Annotated in this window: 11 protein-coding genes and 1 pseudogene; 9 read left to right on the top strand and 3 right to left on the bottom strand. The window is 64.8% G+C overall.

Annotation, left to right across the window (positions count from 1 at the left end; genetic code table 11):
• The first annotated feature begins 84 nt into the window (after positions 1 to 84).
• The 5 genes from FYJ74_RS05960 (at position 85) to FYJ74_RS05940 (ending at position 9,968) form a co-directional block, all read left to right on the top strand.
• Positions 85 to 6,027, top strand: coding sequence for a DUF3320 domain-containing protein (locus tag FYJ74_RS05960; protein WP_154528666.1), 5,943 nt, complete (start codon positions 85 to 87; stop codon positions 6,025 to 6,027).
• A 357-nt stretch (positions 6,028 to 6,384) separates the two neighbouring features.
• Positions 6,385 to 7,119 (top strand): ATP-binding cassette domain-containing protein, encoded by a 735-nt coding sequence (locus FYJ74_RS05955; protein WP_320634199.1) that lies wholly within the window; start codon positions 6,385 to 6,387, stop codon positions 7,117 to 7,119.
• The gene (locus tag FYJ74_RS05950; RefSeq protein WP_154528665.1) at positions 7,116 to 8,045 is read left to right on the top strand and encodes an ABC transporter permease; all 930 of its coding nucleotides are present in this window, start codon (positions 7,116 to 7,118) and stop codon (positions 8,043 to 8,045) included. Before FYJ74_RS05955 ends, FYJ74_RS05950 begins: the two co-directional genes overlap by 4 nt.
• A 62-nt stretch (positions 8,046 to 8,107) precedes the next feature.
• Positions 8,108 to 9,112, top strand: coding sequence for a substrate-binding domain-containing protein (locus FYJ74_RS05945; protein WP_154528664.1), 1,005 nt, complete (start codon positions 8,108 to 8,110; stop codon positions 9,110 to 9,112).
• 1 nt (position 9,113) lies between these two features.
• The gene (locus FYJ74_RS05940) at positions 9,114 to 9,968 is read left to right on the top strand and encodes a sugar ABC transporter substrate-binding protein (protein WP_326830887.1); all 855 of its coding nucleotides are present in this window, start codon (positions 9,114 to 9,116) and stop codon (positions 9,966 to 9,968) included.
• Here FYJ74_RS05940 and FYJ74_RS05935 read toward each other — a convergent pair.
• The 3 genes and pseudogenes from FYJ74_RS05935 to FYJ74_RS05925 form a co-directional block, all read right to left on the bottom strand.
• Positions 9,928 to 10,833 carry an alpha/beta hydrolase family protein gene (locus tag FYJ74_RS05935; protein WP_195838819.1) on the bottom strand — a complete coding sequence of 302 codons (906 nt, stop codon included), beginning with the start codon at positions 10,831 to 10,833 and terminating at the stop codon, positions 9,928 to 9,930. The two genes, FYJ74_RS05940 and FYJ74_RS05935, sit on opposite strands and share 41 nt — an antisense overlap.
• A 55-nt stretch (positions 10,834 to 10,888) precedes the next feature.
• A pseudogene (locus tag FYJ74_RS05930) lies at positions 10,889 to 11,506 on the bottom strand (flavodoxin); the annotation flags it as partial.
• Positions 11,507 to 11,541: 35 nt separating this feature from the next.
• The gene (locus tag FYJ74_RS05925) at positions 11,542 to 12,591 is read right to left on the bottom strand and encodes an iron-containing alcohol dehydrogenase (protein ID WP_326830886.1); all 1,050 of its coding nucleotides are present in this window, start codon (positions 12,589 to 12,591) and stop codon (positions 11,542 to 11,544) included.
• On the opposite strand from FYJ74_RS05925, the gene FYJ74_RS05920 reads away from it, so the two are divergent.
• The 4 genes from FYJ74_RS05920 to FYJ74_RS05905 all read left to right on the top strand — a co-directional run bounded on the left by FYJ74_RS05920 (position 12,548) and on the right by FYJ74_RS05905 (position 17,853).
• A complete protein-coding gene (locus tag FYJ74_RS05920) occupies positions 12,548 to 12,703 on the top strand; it encodes an alpha/beta hydrolase family protein (RefSeq protein ID WP_229769371.1) in 156 nt (51 codons plus the stop codon). The genes FYJ74_RS05925 and FYJ74_RS05920 overlap by 44 nt on opposite strands.
• A gap of 147 nt (positions 12,704 to 12,850) precedes the next feature.
• Positions 12,851 to 13,393 carry a TetR/AcrR family transcriptional regulator gene (locus FYJ74_RS05915; protein ID WP_154528661.1) on the top strand — a complete coding sequence of 181 codons (543 nt, stop codon included), beginning with the start codon at positions 12,851 to 12,853 and terminating at the stop codon, positions 13,391 to 13,393.
• Positions 13,394 to 13,613: 220 nt separating this feature from the next.
• Positions 13,614 to 14,783, top strand: coding sequence for an efflux RND transporter periplasmic adaptor subunit (locus FYJ74_RS05910; RefSeq protein ID WP_154528660.1), 1,170 nt, complete (start codon positions 13,614 to 13,616; stop codon positions 14,781 to 14,783).
• Positions 14,784 to 14,811: 28 nt separating this feature from the next.
• Entirely contained in the window at positions 14,812 to 17,853 is a 3,042-nt protein-coding gene (locus tag FYJ74_RS05905) for an efflux RND transporter permease subunit (protein WP_326830885.1), read from the top strand.
• The last annotated feature ends 24 nt before the right edge of the window (positions 17,854 to 17,877 follow it).

The raw sequence follows: 17,877 nt of genomic DNA, 5'->3' as shown, positions 1-17,877 counted from the left end.
CTCGGCGGCGCTTGCCTTTTTGGCGCTTTTTGTTTATAAGAGGAGAGAAAGTTTTTCATCTCATCGACGAGCGAGGGAAATGTCATGGACGAACGAACCGCGGCAATCACACTGGACATGCAGGTGACGCCCGTCGTCAACTATGCGCAGCAGCAGAACGGCCTGCCTCTGGCGCGCCGCGTCGCCGTGAGCAATTCCGGCGCGGCGGATCTGGAAGACCTGGAAGTGCGCCTTTTCGCGGCGGAAGATTTTGTCGAGCCGGCGAAGTTCGGCATCTCCCGGCTTCCGGCGGGGGAAACCGCGGAGATCGGCGACCTCAAACTCGCGCTCCGGCCCGAACGCCTTGCGCAGCTGACGGAGCGCGTCGTCGCGACGGTGACGGCGGAAGTCTGGCAGGGAGAGAACCGTCTGGCTTCGGCCGTGAAGGAAGTGACCTTCCTGGCCTTCGACGAGTGGCAGGGAAGCGGTTACTATCCCGAGCTGCTGGCGGCTTTCGTCACACCCAATCATCCCGAGATCGCCAAACTGATGAAGCGCGCTTCGAAGCTGCTGAAAGAGTGGACGGGCAGTCCCTCGTTCGACGCCTATCAGACGCAGAACCCCAATCGCGTGCTCCAGCAGGCGGCCGCCCTGTACGGGGCGATTCAGGAGCTGGACGTCGTCTACGCCGTGCCGCCGGCCAGTTTCGAAGCGGCGGGGCAGCGCGTGCGCCTCTGCGACGCGGTGACAGGAGCGCGCCTGGGTACCTGCCTTGACCTGACGCTGCTCTACGCGGCCTGCCTCGAAGCGGCGGGGCTGTATCCGCTGCTTCTGCTCAAGAACGATCACATTTTCGCCGGCGTCTGGCTGGAAGAGATGACGTTCCAGGACGCGGTGAAGGACGACCCGTCGCTGGTGAGTAAGCGCATGGCCGACGGTATCGGCGAGATCGCCGCGGTGGAGTGCACGGGCATGGCCGCCGGACGGCGGATGACGTTCGATGAGGCCCGCGCCGCGGCTGCGGCCGAAATGGGCGGCGAAGATCCCGTGCGTCTCGTCGTGGACGTGCACCGCGCCCGTCTGGCGGGGGTCCGCCCGCTGCCGCTGCGCGTGCAGGACGACCACGGCTGGCGCATCGAATCCGAGGCGCGTCCTTCGGCAGAACTCACGGATGCGCCCGAAGGAATGGCGTCGCGCGTTTCCGAAGGCGCGAGGACGGGGCAAAAGCCGCTGGACGCGCGCGGGAAGAAAATTTTGCAATGGGAGCGCAAGCTGCTCGACCTGGGGCTGCGCAACGCGCTGCTCAACCTGCGCGCTTCGAAGAATCTGATCCCCGTGCTGGCTCCGTCGCTGCCGCAGCTCGAGGACGCGCTCGCCGACGGGCGGCAGTTTACCGTTGCCCCGCGGCCGCAGGAATGGCGTCTTCCCGAGGGCGCGGCACGCAGTTTGGAGCCGCCGTCCGGCCTGTCCGTTTCCAAAGAGCTGCTGCCCTCGGAGTGCCAGAACGGCCGGTTGCGCTCGCTGATGAGCGAAGCCGAGCTGCAGCGCGCCGTCAAGGAACTGTATCGCGCCGCCAAAGTCTCGCTCGAGGAAAACGGCGCCAACAGCCTGTATCTGTCGCTGGGGCTGCTGCGCTGGTACGAGAGCGACCGCAGCGAACGCGCGCGCTACGCGCCGCTGGTCCTGCTGCCGGCGGAGCTGGTACGCAAGGCCGCCAACAAGGGATACGGGCTGCGCCTGCGCGACGAGGAACCGGTCATGAACGTGACGCTGCTGGAGATGCTCAAGCAGAATTTCGGCATCGTCATCGACGGCCTCGATCCGCTGCCGTCCGACGGACACGGCGCCGACGTCGTGCGCGTCTTCACCGCCGTGCGCCGCGCCGTGATGCAGCAGAAACGCTGGGACGTGATCGAGTCGGCCTTCGTGGGCATCTTTTCGTTCTCGCGCTTCGTGATGTGGAACGACATTCGCAACCGCATGGCGGACCTCGAAAAGAACAAAGTCGTGCGAAGTTTGATGGACGGCAAGCTGAGCTGGGAAGCCGAACCCATGGAGCCGCCGCGGGAGCTTGACGAAACCGGATTGCTGCTGCCGCTGCCGGTGGACTCGTCGCAGCTTTACGCCGTCAAGACGGCCGTGGCGGGTGAAACCTTCGTGCTGCACGGGCCGCCCGGCACCGGCAAGTCGCAGACCATCACGGGGCTGATCGTCAACGCGCTGGCGCAGGGCAAGACCGTACTCTTCGTCGCCGAGAAGATGGCGGCGCTGTCGGTCGTGCAGAAACGCCTGCGCAAGCTGGGGCTCGATCCGTTCTGCCTCGAACTCCATTCCAACAAAGCCCGCAAAAAAGACGTGCTCGAGCAGCTGCGCGCCGCCGCCGAAGCCGGACGCGCGCAGAAAACGCCGATCTACGCGCAGAAAGCCGAACAAGCCGCGCGGCTGCGCGCCGAGCTGGCGGAATATCCGCACCGCCTGCATGAAAAACGCGCGTCGGGCCTTTCCGTTTACGAGATGATCAACGCTTACGAACCGCTGGCCGAAGCCGACGACGCCGGCATCCGCCTCGAATATTCGCGCACCGCCGCCTGGACGGCGGCCGATTTGGAACGCAACGAGTCGCTGCTCGGCCGCCTTGCCGCGGCGGCGCGGGCGGTTGGGCGCCCCTGCGGCCATCCGCTGCGGCTTGTGACGGAAACGGAGTACTCGCAGCGCTTGCGCAGCCAACTGCCGGCGCTGGCCGAAGATTATCGGGCGCGCCTCGACGCTTCGGAACGCGCGGCGCGGGCCTTCGCGGCACGGCTGGGATTGGGCGCGCCGCGTTTGAAAAAGGAATACGACCAGCTTCGCGACATCGCCGTTGAGCTGGTCCGGTGGCGGGAAACGCCGCGCCGCTGGGCGGCGGAAGACGACGCCGGAACGTATCTGCGCGGCGTGCTGGAAATGGCGGAGCATTACCGTGCCGCCGCGGAAATCGGCGGCGAATTGCTGAAAGCGTACCGCCCGGCGTTTCTCGAACAGGACGGCGCGGCCCTGCGCGGCGAGTGGGACGGGATCGAGCGAAAGTGGCTGCTGCCGCGTCTGTTGGCCGAGTCGGGGTTCGTGAGAAAACTTTCGTCCTACGCGCTGGCGCCGCGCGGCAAAGAGGACGCGCCCGGCGATCTCGACCGGCTGAACGCCTATCGCGCCGAGCTGGCGCGTGCCCGGCAGCTTTTGCGGGAGTACGGCCCCGGCCTTGAGTCGCTCGATCGCGGCCGCGAGACGGATTGGGGGCGTGTGCTCGAACTGGTCCGGAGTGCCGTGCAAAGCGCGTCCCGTCTTGACGAACTGGGCGGCGGAACGGAGCTTCGGCGGTGGCACGCCGCCGATCCCGAATCGCAGCGGGCGGCCGCGGAGCTGCTGACGCTCTGTCTGGATCTGGGGGCTTCGCGCCGCGAGCTGAACGCGCTGCTGCGCACCGAAGAACCGGCGGCCGGCGAGGACTGGGCGGCGGCGCAGAAAGATCTCTGCGCCGCGCTGCTCGACAACGCCGAAGCGTTGCGCGACTGGATCCTCTGGAACAGCTTGTGCGCGGAAGCGGAAGCCGTCGGGTTGGGACCGGTCGTATCGGCCTGCCGGAACGGGCTGGAGCATGACAAGGCGCTGCCGGCGTACCGCAAGGCCTGCCTGCGCAATCTCATCGAGGACGCCGTCGACGGCGATCCCGTGCTGAACCGCTTCTCCGGCGCGGTTTTCGATGAAAAGATCGCCCAGATCAAGGGGCTGATCGACGAGCTGGCGCGTCTGGCCAGCGCCGAGGCTTTTTACAGTCTGGCCGCCAAAGCGCCGGATTTCACGCGCGAGGCGTCGCAGAACTCCGAACTGGGCATCTTGCAGCGCGCCATCCGCTCCGGCGGGCGCAACCTCAGCATCCGCCGCCTCTTCGAACAGCTGCCCAATCTGCTGCCGCGGCTTTGCCCCTGTATGCTCATGAGCCCGATCTCCGCCGCGCAGTATCTCGACCCGCGGCGCGAGATGTTCGACCTCGTCGTCTTCGACGAAGCGTCGCAGCTCACCACCAGCAAGGCCGTCGGCGCGCTGGCCCGCGGAAAGAACGCCGTGATCGTCGGCGATCCCAAGCAGATGCCGCCGACGAGCTTTTTCATGACCAATCTCGACGACCGCGAGGAAGACCCCGAAGTGGCCGACCTCACCAGCATCCTCGACGACTGCCTGGCGCTCGGCATGCCGGAGACGCACCTGCTCTGGCACTACCGAAGCCGCCATGAAAGCCTGATCGCCTTCAGCAACAATCAGTTTTACGAGAACAAGCTCTACACGTTCCCGTCGGCGAACGACCGCGTTTCGAAGGTGAGCTTCGTCAAGATCGACGGCACGTTCGACCGCGGCGGCGCCAGGACCAACCGCGCCGAGGCCGAAGCCGTCGTGGCCGAAGTGATCCGCCGCGCCAAAGATCCGGCGCGGCGCGGCGAGAGCGTCGGCGTCGTGACCTTCAACATCTCCCAGCAGAATCTCGTCGACGACCTGTTCGAAGAAGCCCGCGGGCAAGACCCCGAACTGGAAAAGTGGTACCAGGAATCCGAAGAGCCGCTGTTCATTAAAAACCTCGAGAACGTGCAGGGCGACGAACGCGACGTGATCCTGTTCTCGATCGGCTTCGGCGCCGACCGCGAAGGGCGCGTGAGCATGAACTTCGGCCCCGTCAACCAGGCCGGCGGCTGGCGGCGGCTCAACGTCGCCGTGTCGCGCTCGCGCGCCGAGATGATGGTCTTTTCGTCGCTGGAACCCGAACAGATCGACCTGACCCGAACCGCTTCGGAAGGCGTGGCGGCGCTGAAAGCGTTTTTGCAGTACGCCCGGAGCGGCTATCTGCCGATGAAAGCGTCCGCCGCCGGGACAGACGCCCCGCACGAGCCCGACGGCGTCGCCGCCGAGATCTGCGCGCGGCTGGCTGAACGCGGCTACGAGACGGCGCGCCAGGTCGGACATTCGAAATTCCGCGTCGACATCGGCGTCGTCGATCCCGATCAGCCCGGCGAATACCTGCTGGGCGTTCTGCTCGACGGCGGCGCGTACCGCGACGCCCGCATGGTGCGCGAGCGCGAGATCTCCCAGATCGGCGTGCTGAAGGGGCTGGGCTGGACGATCGAACGCGTCTGGACCATGGACTGGTGGGACAACAAGAAACGCGAGCTCGGCCGCCTGCTGCGCCGCATCGAAGCGCGCCGCGCCGCCCGCCGCGAGGAGCGCGAGGCCGAACGCCGCGCCGCGGAAGAAGCCGCGAAAGCCGAAGCCGCAGCGGCCGCGCGCCGCGTCGCTGAAGACGAAACGGCGGCCGCCGCGGAAAACGGAGGAGACTCGGCGATCCCCGCAGAACGCGGCAATGCCGCCGCGGCCGATGGCGGCGAGCCGGAACGCGCAGAGCGGGCGGATCCTGCGCCGCAGGCAGATGTCGCTGCCGAAAAAACGATGACTACGCCCCGAACGGCCGGCCGGATGTACCGCCCCGCGCTGTTGCCCGAGAAAAAACTCACGGCGGCCGAATTCGCCGAGCCGCGCAACGAAAAATTATTGCGCGGTCGCGTCGAACTCATCGTGCGCACCGAAGCGCCCATTTCCGCCAAACTGCTGACGCGCCGCCTGCTGCAAAGCCTCGGCATGACCCGTCTGGGGCCGCGCGCGCAGAAATATCTCAACGGGCTGCTGGCGTCGATGGCGCTGAAAACGACCGAACGCGAGGATATGACCTGGTACTGGCACGACGGTCAGGATCCCGACGGTTACGAGGGGTTCCGCGTCAGCGGCGACGGCGCCGCCAAACGCGACGCCGCCGACGTGCCCGCGCAGGAGGCGGCCAATGCCCTTTGCGAAGCGCTGCGCGAACAGATCGCCCTGCCCGAAGAAGACCTGCTGTGCGAGACGGCGAAAAAACTCGGCTACCCCCGCGCCGGAGTCTCCGCGCGAAACGCCGCGGCCGCCGGACTGGCCCTCGCGGCCGCCCGCGGACTGGCCGCGCCGGACCGTAACGGCTGCTGGACGCTGAAATGAGCGCATCAGGGAGGCCGCGCGAAGCAGACGAAAAAAGCTGGAAGAACGCGCGGAACTTCAAGCCGAACAACGCGGAAAGCCTGACGGTCGAACGATCGCCAGGCTTTTTTCGTAAGCTGTGTTCCACGTGGAACATCGCCGGCCGCTCACCGTTTTCTTTTTTTCGCCGCGTCTTCGTGGCGAGAGACGTGCTTTCCCTCTGTCGGCGGAAATCGGCCGCATTTTGCTGACTCTTGCTCGATAAGGATGCATTGGTTGCGCTTTTCGTGATAAAAATTATTCGCATCAACGGACACGCATCATCAAAATTTTTCATATAATTTATGAACGATCAACGACAGAAAGGAGGCGGCCGCCGTGGAAGACATCGTTCTGCAGGCAGCGGGACTGGAAAAGTCGTTCGGGCGCGTGCGAGCTCTCGCGGGCGGCTCGCTGAAACTGCGCCGCGGCGAGATCATGGCGCTGGTGGGCGACAACGGCGCGGGAAAATCGACGCTGATCAAATGTCTTGCCGGCGTGCTGACGCCCGACGCCGGTGCGATCGAAACCGGCGGCAAACGCTATGAGCGGCTGACGGTGCCTCAGGCGCGCGCCCTCGGCGTGGCCGTGGTCTATCAGGATCTGGCGCTGGCCGACCATCTGGACGTGGCCGCCAACATCTGGCTGGGCGCGGAACCCCTGAAATGGGGCGTTTTTCTCGACCGCGCGCGCATGGTCGCCGACGCGGAAAAGCTGCTGGCGCGCCTCTCCATCCGCCTCACCGCATGCGGCGTGCCGGTGGGAGCACTCTCCGGCGGTCAGCGTCAGGCCGTGGCCGCCGTGCGGGCCATCGCGCAGGGCGGGCGCATCCTGATCATGGACGAGCCGACCGCCGCCATGGGGCTGCGCGAATCGTCCCATCTGCTGGAGATCATGTCGCAGCTGCGCGACCGGGGACTGACGCTGCTGTGCATCAGTCACAATCTGCCGCAGATTTTGCAGGTCGCCGACCGCGTCACGGTGCTCCGCCGCGGCGTCACGGTCCGCGAAGAGCCGGCGCGCGGGCTGGATCCGCTGAAGCTGGCCGGCTGGATGTCGGGGGCGCTGTCATGATCTTCGTGAAAAAACATCTGCAGCAGTTCGCGCTGGCCGGCGTGATCCTGCTTTTCTGCGCGCTGTTTTGCGCCACGTCGCCCTATTTCTGGGACGCCGACAATCTGCGCAACATCCTCGACCAGAGCACCGTCAACGTCGTCGCCGGCCTGGGCATGACGCTGGTCCTCACGTCCGGCGTCACCGATCTGTCGGTCGGTTCCGCAGCGGCGTTGACGGGCGTGCTGACGGCGCTGGCGATGAAGGCCGGGGCGCCTGCGTGGGCGGGCTGCGTTCTGGCGCTTTTGTGCGGGTTGGGCGTCGGTCTGTGGAATTCGCTGATCATCGTGCGCGTGGGCGTCAATCCCTTTATGGGAACGCTGACGTCGATGTCGATTTTCTCCGGTCTGGCGCTGGTGATCACGCAGGCGTCGCCGGTGTACGGGCTGCCGCCGGATTTCACGTGGATCGGGCGCGGGCGGATCGGCGGCGTGCCGGTCTCGGTTCTGATCAGCGCGGCGCTGTTCGCGCTGATCTTCGTCCTCTACTACGGCACGCGGTGCGGCGTGTACGTCAGCACGCTGGGCGTCAACGCCGAGGCGCTGCGGCGCTGCGGCGTGAACGACCGGCGCTGGCGGACCGGGACGTTCTGCGCATGCAGTCTCTGCGCCGCTGTGGCTTCGATTCTGATTACGGCGCGCCTGAACTGCGCCGAACCGCTGGCGGGCGCGGCCATGAACCTCGACGCCATCGCCACGTCGGTGCTGGGAGGAACGGCGCCGCGGGGCGGCCGGGCGGCGCTTTTCGGCACGGCGCTGGCGGGCGTGCTGCTGGCGCTCGTCAAAAACGGGCTGACGATGTGGAGCGTCTCTTCGTATTATCAGGAGCTGGCGGTGGGCGTGATCATCCTCGTCTCGATCGTGCTTTCCGAGGCGCGCCGCGGCTGATTTCGAACGGTGTTTTACCGGCGTCTGGCGCCGTGATATTTTTTTTCGAAGGATGTGCCGTTATGAAAAAGTTTCTCGTTCCGCTTCTGTGTCTGTGCGCTTTCGCCGCGCCCCTGAGCGCGGCGGAGAACCCGATGGTGCTGTCTTCCATCGCCAAGCTGGAAGAGCAGCTCGCGCCGCTGCCCGAACTGACGGGCAAGGAGCGCGTCGGCGTGCTGATGACGTCTCTTTCCAATCCCTATTGGGTGACGATGAAGGAACGCTACGGCGAGTGGGCCGAAAAGATGGGCGTCGCCGTCGAGGTGATGGCTCCCGCGACCGACAAGGATCCGCGCGCGCAGCTCGACCTGTTCGAGGCGATGATCGCCCGCAAGTACGACGCTGTCATCGTCACGCCGCTGGACGGCATGAATCTGGTGCCGGGCGTGCTCAAGGCCAACGAGAAAAAGGTTCCCGTGGTCTGCTCCGGCCCGGCCGTGAGCGCCGAAGGGCTGGCCCAGGCCGGCGCGAAGATGGACGGCTGGATCTCCGCCGCTTTTCTCGAGCAGGGACGCCTCTGCGCCGAAGACATGGGCAAAAAACTGCCGGCCGGTTCTGCCGTAGCGATGATCGAGGGCAAGCCCGGCGCGATGCAGAGCCGCCTGCGCCGCGAGGGCGCGGTCGCGGCCTTCGAAGCCGCGGGCATGAAAGTCGTCGCCGTGCAGGCCGGCAACTGGGACCGCAACGAGGCCTACAACATCGCCACGAACATGGTCAAGGCGCATCCCGAACTGAAGGGGCTGTACTGCGCCAACGACGTGATGGCGCTCGCCGCCGTCGACGCCTTCGAAGTGGCCGGAATCAAGGGCGTGATGGTCTACGGCACCGATTTCATCCCGCAGGCGAAAGAGGCGATCGCCGCCGGACGTCTGACGGGTTCGACGACGTTCTCGCAGGCGGCCTGGACGCGCGGCGCGCTGATCTACACGCTGAAGCTGAGCAAGGGGCTGGCCGTGCCGGAGCGCCTCGGCATCCCCATCACGCTGGTCACGTCGGAGAACATCAATAATTTCGAGGGCTGGAAATAGCGTGCCGCGCCGCGTCGGCATCCTCTTCGGCGATCAGGATAACCCCTTCTGGCAGGAACAGCTTCGTTGGTACCGGACGTTTCTGCCCGGATTCCCCTTCGAAGCACAGATTTTCTTTCCCGACCCGCCGCGCGACGCGGACGCGCAGGCGCGTCTGTGCGCAACTTTGATGGGGCGCGGCTTCGACGCGCTGATCGTCAATCCTCTTGACGGTGCGGCGCTGGCTTCCGCCGCGGCGGGAGCCGGCGATACGCCGCTGTTCGACGTCGGGCCGAAGAGCGATCCGGCGCTGGCGTCTGGCATCGCCCGTTACCGGCCGCTGGCCGTCTGTGACTTCGAAGAGCAGGGGCGGCTCTGCGCTCGCGAACTGACGCGCGCCGCAAAAAAATGGCGGCGCGTCGCCTGCGTGTCCGGCCCCAAAGCGGCGCGTCAGAGCGCCGGCCGCGTTGCCGGGGCTCTGGACGAAGCGCGGACCTGCGGCGCTGAAGCGGTGCGCGTGGAGGAGAGCGATTTTACCCGCGCTGGCGGGCGCGCCGCGATGGAACGCCTGCTGTCGTGGCAGCCGGACGCCGTGTTCTGCGCCAACGACCTGATGGCGCTCGGCGTCTGCGACGTTTTGGCACCGCGCGGACTGGAACTTCCCGTTGGCGGTGTCGATCTGATCCCCGAAGCGCTTCGGGCCGTCGCGGACGGCCGCATGACCGCCAGCGTCGGGCCGCTGGGGCGCGAGATCGTCCGCGGCGTACTGGAAGCGGTGCGGGCATATTTCGAAGACGGCCGCGCTCCGTCGGGCTTCATCGCCAAAAATCATCTGGTCACGCGAATTTCGCCGCTGCCCGCGCGGGAAGCGGATTGACCGCAAAAGAAAAGCGAAAGCCGCCTCGCCGCTTCCCACACGGGAAACGGCGGCGGCCTCCGCTTTTTGTGTTTTTTCGCGCCGCGGCGGCCCGTTCGGAATAGCTCATGGGGACGATCTCGTCCCTGTCGCCGTGGAGGATCAACACCGGGCCGTCGTATTTGGGCATGTCGACGTAGAGGTCGTAATCCCACATGTCCTTCACGTAAACGGGGCTGACGTCGAGCCAGCCGTTGTACTTGTACACGGGCGGGCACGCGTCGGCGGAAGCGAACTTTTTGTGCAGGTCGTCGCGGATGAGCAGGGCGGGATAAAGCAGCACGAGCGTTTTGAAGTCGCCGGCATGGCGCGCCGCGGCGACGACGGAGACCGCGCCGCCCTGAGAGCCGCCGATCAGCGCGATCCTCCCGCTGTCGACGAAATCCCACGTTTTGGCCGCGGCGAGCACGGCTTCCAGATCTTTCACTTCGGTCATCACCGACATCTCGGTCGTCTCGCCGTCGCTGTGGCTGCCGGGCGTGCCGTCGGCTCGCTCCTTGGGGCCGCCGCCGGCGAAGTCGAACGTGTAGACCGCCGCGCCGTGAGAGGCCAGGCTTTTGCCGTACTGGGGCCAGCGGCGGGCGTAATTGCTGCCCAGCTCGTGGGCGCAGATCGCCAGCGGCGTCCGCCCGGCGGTCACGGGGCGGTACAGCCGGCCGCGCAGTGTCCTGCCCGTTTCAGGATTGACGACGTTCAGGTCGGCGACGGTATAAGCGTAAAGATCGAGCTCGTCCTTGTCCTTCGCCGCCGGCGCGGCGGAAGCCCCGACGGCGAACAGGGCGGCGGAAACGACGAAGGCGAACAGCGCGAACAGTTTTTTTCTCATCGATATTTTCTCCTGTGTCCTCATGTGATGAGATGGATAAGATTTTGCCGCGGGCTTATTTTAAATCCAGAGCTTTCAGCCAGCCGGCGACTTCGGCTGTGGCCGTCTGCTCCACGTCGTCGCGGTCGAGGCAGAGAGCGTCGGCGACGACGCGAGAACCGGGCAGAAGCTTTGCGATCGTCGCGGGCGTTCCGGCCAGATGGCTGCCGCCGTGGGTGACGAAGGGGATCACCGTCTTGCCCTTCAGATCGTGCTGTTCGAGAAAACTGTAAACGATCATGGGCAGATCGCTCCACCAGATGGGATAGCCGATGAAAACCGTATCGTACCGACTCAGGTCGTCCACGCGGCGCTTCAGATCGGGACGGACGCGGCGGCGCTGTTCGGCGCGGGCCTGCGCGACGAGCTCGGCATGGTCGGTCGTGTAGGGGATCCGGGGTTCGATGCGGAACAGATCTCCGCGCCTTTCCCGGGCGATCAGCTGCGCCACGTACTGGGTGTTGCCCAGCACCTGGCCGCCGACGGTGACGACGCCGTTCTCCTCTTCGCGGTTCACCGGCGCCGCGGTCGTTTCGGGCACGGAAAAATAGGCCACCAGCGTTTTGGCCTCCGCCGTCGCGGCGGCGAGAAGCGCCGCGCAGCACACCGGCATCAACAGTTTTTTCATCGTGTTTTTCTCCTTGTTTGATTTGTTGTTTCAACGAGTCTCTAGTGACATTCCTGAAGAATCCGAAGGATCTCGCCGGCCGTAAGCCGCTTACAGCAGCCTTGGGAGATGTTTGTCGATTCGGCGACGGCTTTGAAAAAGTCCGTGCCGTCAATGCCCATCTGACGGAAATTCGAGGGCAGGCCGATCTCGGCGATGAAATCCGCCAGCGCCCGAATCCCGGCGCGGGCCGTCTCTTCGTCGTCCTTCCCGGCTGGAACGTTCCAGACGTTGCGGGCAAAACGGGCGAAGCGCTCCGGCGCGCTTTCGTACAGGTGGCGGTACAGCACCGGATGGATCACCGCCAGTCCCATGCCGTGGTTGCAGTTTGTATAAGCGCCCAGCTGATGTTCGATCTGATGGGCCTGAAAGTCCGTGGTCTTGCCGGCCTTGAGCAGGCCGTTCTCGCCCATGGCGGCGGCCCAGAGCAGCTCGCCGCGGACCGACAAATTGCGCGGTTCCCGCACGAGCCGTCGCGCGTTGCGGATGACGCTGCGCATCACCGCTTCGGAGAGATCGTCGGAAAGGTTATCGTCGTGCGGCTGTCCAAAATAGGTCTCCATGCAGTGCGAGAGCGTATCGAAAGCGCCGGACACCGCTTGGGTGAGCGGCGCCGACATCGTATAGGCAGGGTCGAGCACGGCGAAATCGGCGGAGGCCCCCCAGAGCGCCGACTTGATCTTTTTCGCTTCGTGGGTGATTACGGCGCCGTCGTTCTGTTCCGATCCCGTGCCGCCTACGGTGACGACGACGCCCATGGGGATGAATTCCGTGGGCCGCCGGCGTTTTGCGTATTCGAACTCCCAGATGTCCTCGTTCAGCCCGGCCTGAGCTGAAACGATCTTGCAGCAGTCGCTGACCGGCCCGCCGCCTACCGCGAGGATGAAATCGACCTTTTTCTCGCGGGCCAGCCGGGCCCCCTCCTGAACCTTGGCATAGGTCGGGTTGGACATGATCCCCGAAAACTCCGCGACTTCTTTTCCCGCTTCGTCGAGAAGAGGGTGGACAATGAGAGCGCGAATCGATGCACTGAACGCGCTGGGAATCGCCACCGAATTTCACGCCTACGAAGGTCTGGGACACGGATTCGGTCTGGGCACGGGAACCATAGCGGAAGGATGGATCAATGACGCCATCTCATTCTGGGAACGGCAAATGAAATAAGTGGTACAATTTTTGTGTCGGGCAGCGCGGCGATTCCGAAAACTGCGGGGAGATTCCCGGGGCGGAAGCGACCGGCGAGCCCCTTTCCGTCGGGCTGGGGTTTCGTTTCGCGCGGGGAAAATTTTGCAGAAGGGCGGAGACGCGTTCATGGACGACGATTTGAAAGAACGGATCGCCCGCGAGCTGATCGGGCTGGTGCGGGAAAAGTCCTGGGACAAGGTGACGGTCAGAGAATTGACGACGCGGTGCGGCATCTCGCGCGGAGGCTTTTATTACCATTTTCAGGATGTCATGGACGCGCTGGAGTGGACCGTTTCCCGCGAAATCTCCAGGCTTCTCGTGCGAGGCGCCCAGTCGCAGGACGCCGGGGCTTCTCTCGCGCTGATGATCCGCGCGATGAGGGGCTATTACGCCGAACTGAAGAGCCTTTTCAGCGCCACGAAGATGCGCCCTCAGGCCGTCGCCGTCGTCATCCGCGCCATCCAGGACAATCTGCGTCCGCTGCTGTCGCGCTGCGCGACGAGCGGCGCGCTGCCCCGGGAACAGCGGGAGCTGCTGGTCGGCCTCCTGTCGTATGGCATCGCCGGGATGATTCTGGAAGAACCGGATGGCTCTGATTTTTCTCCCGAGTTCGTCGCTCGCGAGGTCCGCCTGCTGATTGAAGCGCGGCTGAACTTGCCCGTCAGGTAACGGACAGTCCGGGCGGCGGGGCGTTTTTGCGAGAATACAGGGAGCCGAAAGCGACGTGCACGCCGAAAGGCCCCGGAGAAACGCGGACGCGCGCTTTTTCGGGGCTTTTCTTGTTGGGGCGTGATGAGCAATGTCTCCGTTCTGTTCAGACATGTCGCGGTTCTTGCTGATAGAATGTTTCCTGTCGATGTTTTTATGATTCAGCGGGGAGTGAAATCTTATGAAGAAGAGTTCTTTGGTGGCGCTGGCGAAAATCGCCGCGGGGATAGCAGCGCTTTCAAGCGCGTATTGGGGGCTGGAGACGTTCCGCCGGCGGGAAAATCCCGAGCCGCGGCCCGAAATCGTCCGTCCGGTGAAGACAGTCCGCCTGGGCGGCGCGCAGGGCGGAAGCGGCAGCGAATATTTTGGCTTCATTCAGGGAGCCCAGCGCGTCAACCTGTCGTTTCGCGTTCCCGGCACGCTGGCGGAACTGCCGGCTGAAAAAGGCGCCTCGGTCGAAAAAGGCGCGCTGCTGGCCCGCCTCGATCCCCGCGATTTCAGAACGCAGCTGGCGCAGGCCGAAAGCCGTCAGGCGCAGGCGAGAGCTCAGTACGGCGAGGCCGAATCCAATTTCAAACGTTACAGCGCGCTTTATCAGCAGAAAGTGATCGCTTCCGCCCAGTTCGACGCCTACCGGACGCAGCTGAACGTGGCCCGTGCCGCGCTGAACGCCGCGACGGCGCAGACCGAGGCGGCGCGCGACGCGTTGAAAGACACGGAGCTGCGCGCTCCTTTCGACGGAGTCGTCGCCGACCGTCTCGTCGAAAACTTTCAGGACGTGACGGCCAAGCAGACGATCGTCAGCTTTCAGGATCTCTCGACGCTGGAGATCGTTTTCGACGTGCCGGACAAGGACGTGCTGCGCGCTCCCATTCCCGTTTCGGCCGATGCGAAGGAATTGGCTCGTCTGAGCGGCGATTTTCGGCTGGCCGCCCGTTTCGACGCCGTCCCCGGTCGATCTTTCCCCGTGCAGCTCAAGGAATTCTCCGCGCAGGCCGATCCGCAGACCGGCACTTACGCCGTCACGGTCACGATGCCCCGGCCGGAAGACGTGAGGGCGCTGCCCGGCATGAGCGTGACGGTCGCCGCCGATCTGGGCGGCGCTGAACCGGATGGCTGGTTCAGCGTCCCCGCCACGGCGGTCGTCAGCGAAGGGAAAGAGGGCGCTTTCCTGTGGCGCTACCAGGACGGGCAGGTCGGGAAGATCTCCGTACGGATCGGTCAGCCCGGGCCTAAGGGCACGCTTGAAGTGAGTTCTGCGCAGCTGCACGGCGGCGAACTGATCGTGATCTACGGCGTTCATTTTCTTCACGACGGGCAGAAAGTCCGTCTGATGGACGAGGGGCTCTAGTCCGGCCATGAAAGCGGAGGGTTGGAAAGTGAATATCGCACGCGCCAGCATCAGACGCCGCGCGGTGGTGCTGTTTCTCTGCGCTCTCACCGCCGTGGCGGGCATCGTCGCTTATTTTCGGATCGGCAAGCTCGAAGATCCGGCTTTCACGATCAAGACGGCCGTGGTCACGGCCGTCTATCCCGGCTCGACGGCCTACGAAACCGAGCGCGAGGTGACCAGCCGCATCGAAGACGCCGTGCAGTCCATGGGCGAGGTCAAGCACATCCGCTCCCGTTCCATGCCGGGCATGGCGCTCATTTACGTGGACATCAAGGACGAATACGATTCATCGGAACTGCCCCAGGTATGGGACATCCTGCGCCAGAAGCTGAACGACGTGCAGCCGAACATGCCGGCGGGCAGCGCGATCCTGATCAACAACGACTTCGGCGACGTTTACGGCCAGTTTTACGCGCTGATCGGCGACGGTTACACGATGAAGGATCTGTGGGATTACGCCGATTTTCTCAAAAAACAGCTCGTGCTCGTGCCCGAGGTCGCCAGCGTACAGATCCTCGGCGAACAGAAGGAAGGTGTGTACGTCGAGTTTTCGTCCAGCCGCATGGCTTCGCTGGGATTGTCGCCGGCTTCGGTCTTCGCCGTGCTCAATCAGCAGAACAGCCTTTCCGCCATCGGCAGCACGATCACGGGCGACCGCTACGTGCGCATTTCGCCGACCAGCGCCATTCTTTCCGTGGGAGACATCGGCGATCTGGTCATCGGCGGGGCCGGCGGCCGGCTGATCCGTCTCAAGGAAGTGGCCTCGGTGCGGCGGGACTTCGTCGATCCGCAGACGTTCATGATGCGCTTCAACGGCCGTCCCGCGCTGGGCGTCGGCATCGCCACGGTGACCGGAGGCAATGTGGTGAGAATGGGACGCGCCGTGTCGCGGCGGCTCGAAGATCTGGAAATCCACCGGCCCGTCGGTATGGAGCTGGAAGAGATCTATATGCAGTCCGATCAGGTGACCGCGTCGATCAACGACTTCATCGTCAATCTTGGCGAGTCTCTCGCCATCGTCATCGGCGTGCTGCTGATCTTCATGGGGCTGCGGTCGGGACTGCTGATCGGCGTCGTGCTGCTGCTCACCGTCGCGGGAACCGTGGCGGTGATGAATCAAGCGGGGATCTTTTTGCAGATCGTTTCGCTGGCGGCGTTGATCATCGCGCTGGGCTCGCTGGTGGACAACGCCATCGTGGTGACCGAAGGAATGCTGGTCGGCGTGGAGCGCGGCGTGGCGGTAGAGGATGCCGCTTCCGACGCGGTCGAAAGCTCCAAATGGGCCATGCTGGGCGGCACGTTCATCGCTGTCATGGCGTTCGCCCCGATCGGGCTGTCTCCCGACATGACGGGCGAGTTCTGCGGCTCGCTGCTGTCCGTCGTGGGGATCTCCATGATGCTCAGCTGGGTGGCGGCGCTGACGGTGACGCCGGTATTCGGGCAGATGATGCTGAAGGCGAAGAAACAGGAGAACGACCCTTACGACCGCGGACTGTTCCGGGCGTACCGCGCGGCGCTCGAGTGGTGTCTGCGTCACCGCGCCGTCACCGTAGGGGCGACACTGGCGCTGTTCGCCGCGGCTCTGGCGCAGTTTGCCAGTCTCGACCAGTCGTTCTTTCCCGACTCCAACACGGTTTACTTCATGGCCGACCTGTGGGGCCCCCAGGGCTCGACGCTGGAAGCTCAAAGTCAGGCGACCGCCGAACTGGAACGGTACCTGCGCTCTCAGCCGGAGGTGAAAAACGTTTCCAGCTTTATCGGCGGCGGCAGCCTGCGCTTCATGCTCACCTATTCGCCGCCCGATCCCAACAACGCTTTTTCGCAGCTGGTCGTGGAAGTGAGGGACGAGGAGCAGACGCGCCCCGTGCTGCTGAAAACCGAACGGTACATCGCCGATCATATGCCCTCCATCCGCGGGACGTGCCGCAACTTTGCCCGCGGCAGCGGCATGACTCCCAAAATCGAGGCCCGCTTCTACGGCGACGATCCCGCCGTGCTGCGGCGTCTGGCTGCGCAGGCCGTCGCCGTGATGGAGGACGATCCCAGCCAAAACTTCGTCCGCCACGATTGGCGCGATTCCGTCGAGGTGTTCCGTCCCCGGGTGCTGAAGGATCAGATGCAGAATCTCGGTTTGACGCGCCCGCTGATCAATCAGGCCATTCTCGTGGCGACGACTGGCGCTCCGGTGGGCGTTTTCCGCGACGGCGACCGTTCTCTGCCCATTCTGGCCGCGCTCGTGCCGGAGGAGCGCCACCGCGTCGACATGCTCAGCGCGCTGCCCCTGTGGGCTCCGGCCGCCCAGGCGTCGGTGCCTTTGGGGACCGTCGTGTCGTCGCTGGACGTGACCTTTGAGGACGATATCGTCGTGCGCCGCGATCGCAGCCGCGTGATCACCGTGGCCAGCGAAGTGAAGCTGGGAGACAACGCCGACGCCATGCTGCGGCGCGTGCGTCCTGCCATCGAAGCGATCGAGCTGCCTGTGGGCTATCACTTGGAATGGGGCGGCGAAAAAGAAATGTTCGACGACGCCATCGGCGGCATGGCGACGGCTTTCGTCCCCGCGCTGGTCGTGATGTTCACCATCATGGTCTTTCTGTTCAACGGTTTCCGCCAGCCGCTGATCATCTTCTTCTCGCTGCCGCTGATCATAACCGGCATCGCCGGCGGCATCAGCGTTGCCGGCATGGATCTGAGCTTTGTGGCCATCGTCGGCGTGCTGAGCTTGGTCGGCATGCTGGCGAAAAATTCCATCGTGCTGCTCGATCAGGTCAGCGCGGATTTCGCCGCCGGGCGCGACCGTTACGAAGCCATCGTCGCGGACGGCGTCAGCCGCGTGCGCCCCGTCGCCATGTCGGCGCTGACCACGGTGCTCGGCATGATCCCGCTGATCCATGACCGGCTCTTCGGCCCGATGGCGGTGACCATCATGTCGGGACTGACGGTCAGCACGGTGCTGACGCTGATCGTGATCCCCGTCCTGACTGCGATTGCCTATCGCGTTCCATGCCCCTCTGAGAGGAAAAAATAGAGATCATAAAAGAGCTGCCAGATC

The organism is Pyramidobacter porci (assembly GCF_009695745.1).
GTDB lineage: Bacteria > Synergistota > Synergistia > Synergistales > Dethiosulfovibrionaceae > Pyramidobacter > Pyramidobacter porci.
This window is presented reverse-complemented; position numbering and strand designations above follow the sequence as displayed.

Coding starts and splice junctions, on each gene's coding strand:
- FYJ74_RS05945 (WP_154528664.1), top strand. CDS start 8,108: ATGAAAAAGTTTCTCGTTCCGCTTCTGTGTCTGTGCGCTTTCGCCGCG.
- FYJ74_RS05915 (WP_154528661.1), top strand. CDS start 12,851: ATGGACGACGATTTGAAAGAACGGATCGCCCGCGAGCTGATCGGGCTG.
- FYJ74_RS05935 (WP_195838819.1), bottom strand. CDS start 10,833: ATGAGAAAAAAACTGTTCGCGCTGTTCGCCTTCGTCGTTTCCGCCGCC.
- FYJ74_RS05960 (WP_154528666.1), top strand. CDS start 85: ATGGACGAACGAACCGCGGCAATCACACTGGACATGCAGGTGACGCCC.
- FYJ74_RS05950 (WP_154528665.1), top strand. CDS start 7,116: ATGATCTTCGTGAAAAAACATCTGCAGCAGTTCGCGCTGGCCGGCGTG.
- FYJ74_RS05910 (WP_154528660.1), top strand. CDS start 13,614: ATGAAGAAGAGTTCTTTGGTGGCGCTGGCGAAAATCGCCGCGGGGATA.
- FYJ74_RS05920 (WP_229769371.1), top strand. CDS start 12,548: ATGAGAGCGCGAATCGATGCACTGAACGCGCTGGGAATCGCCACCGAA.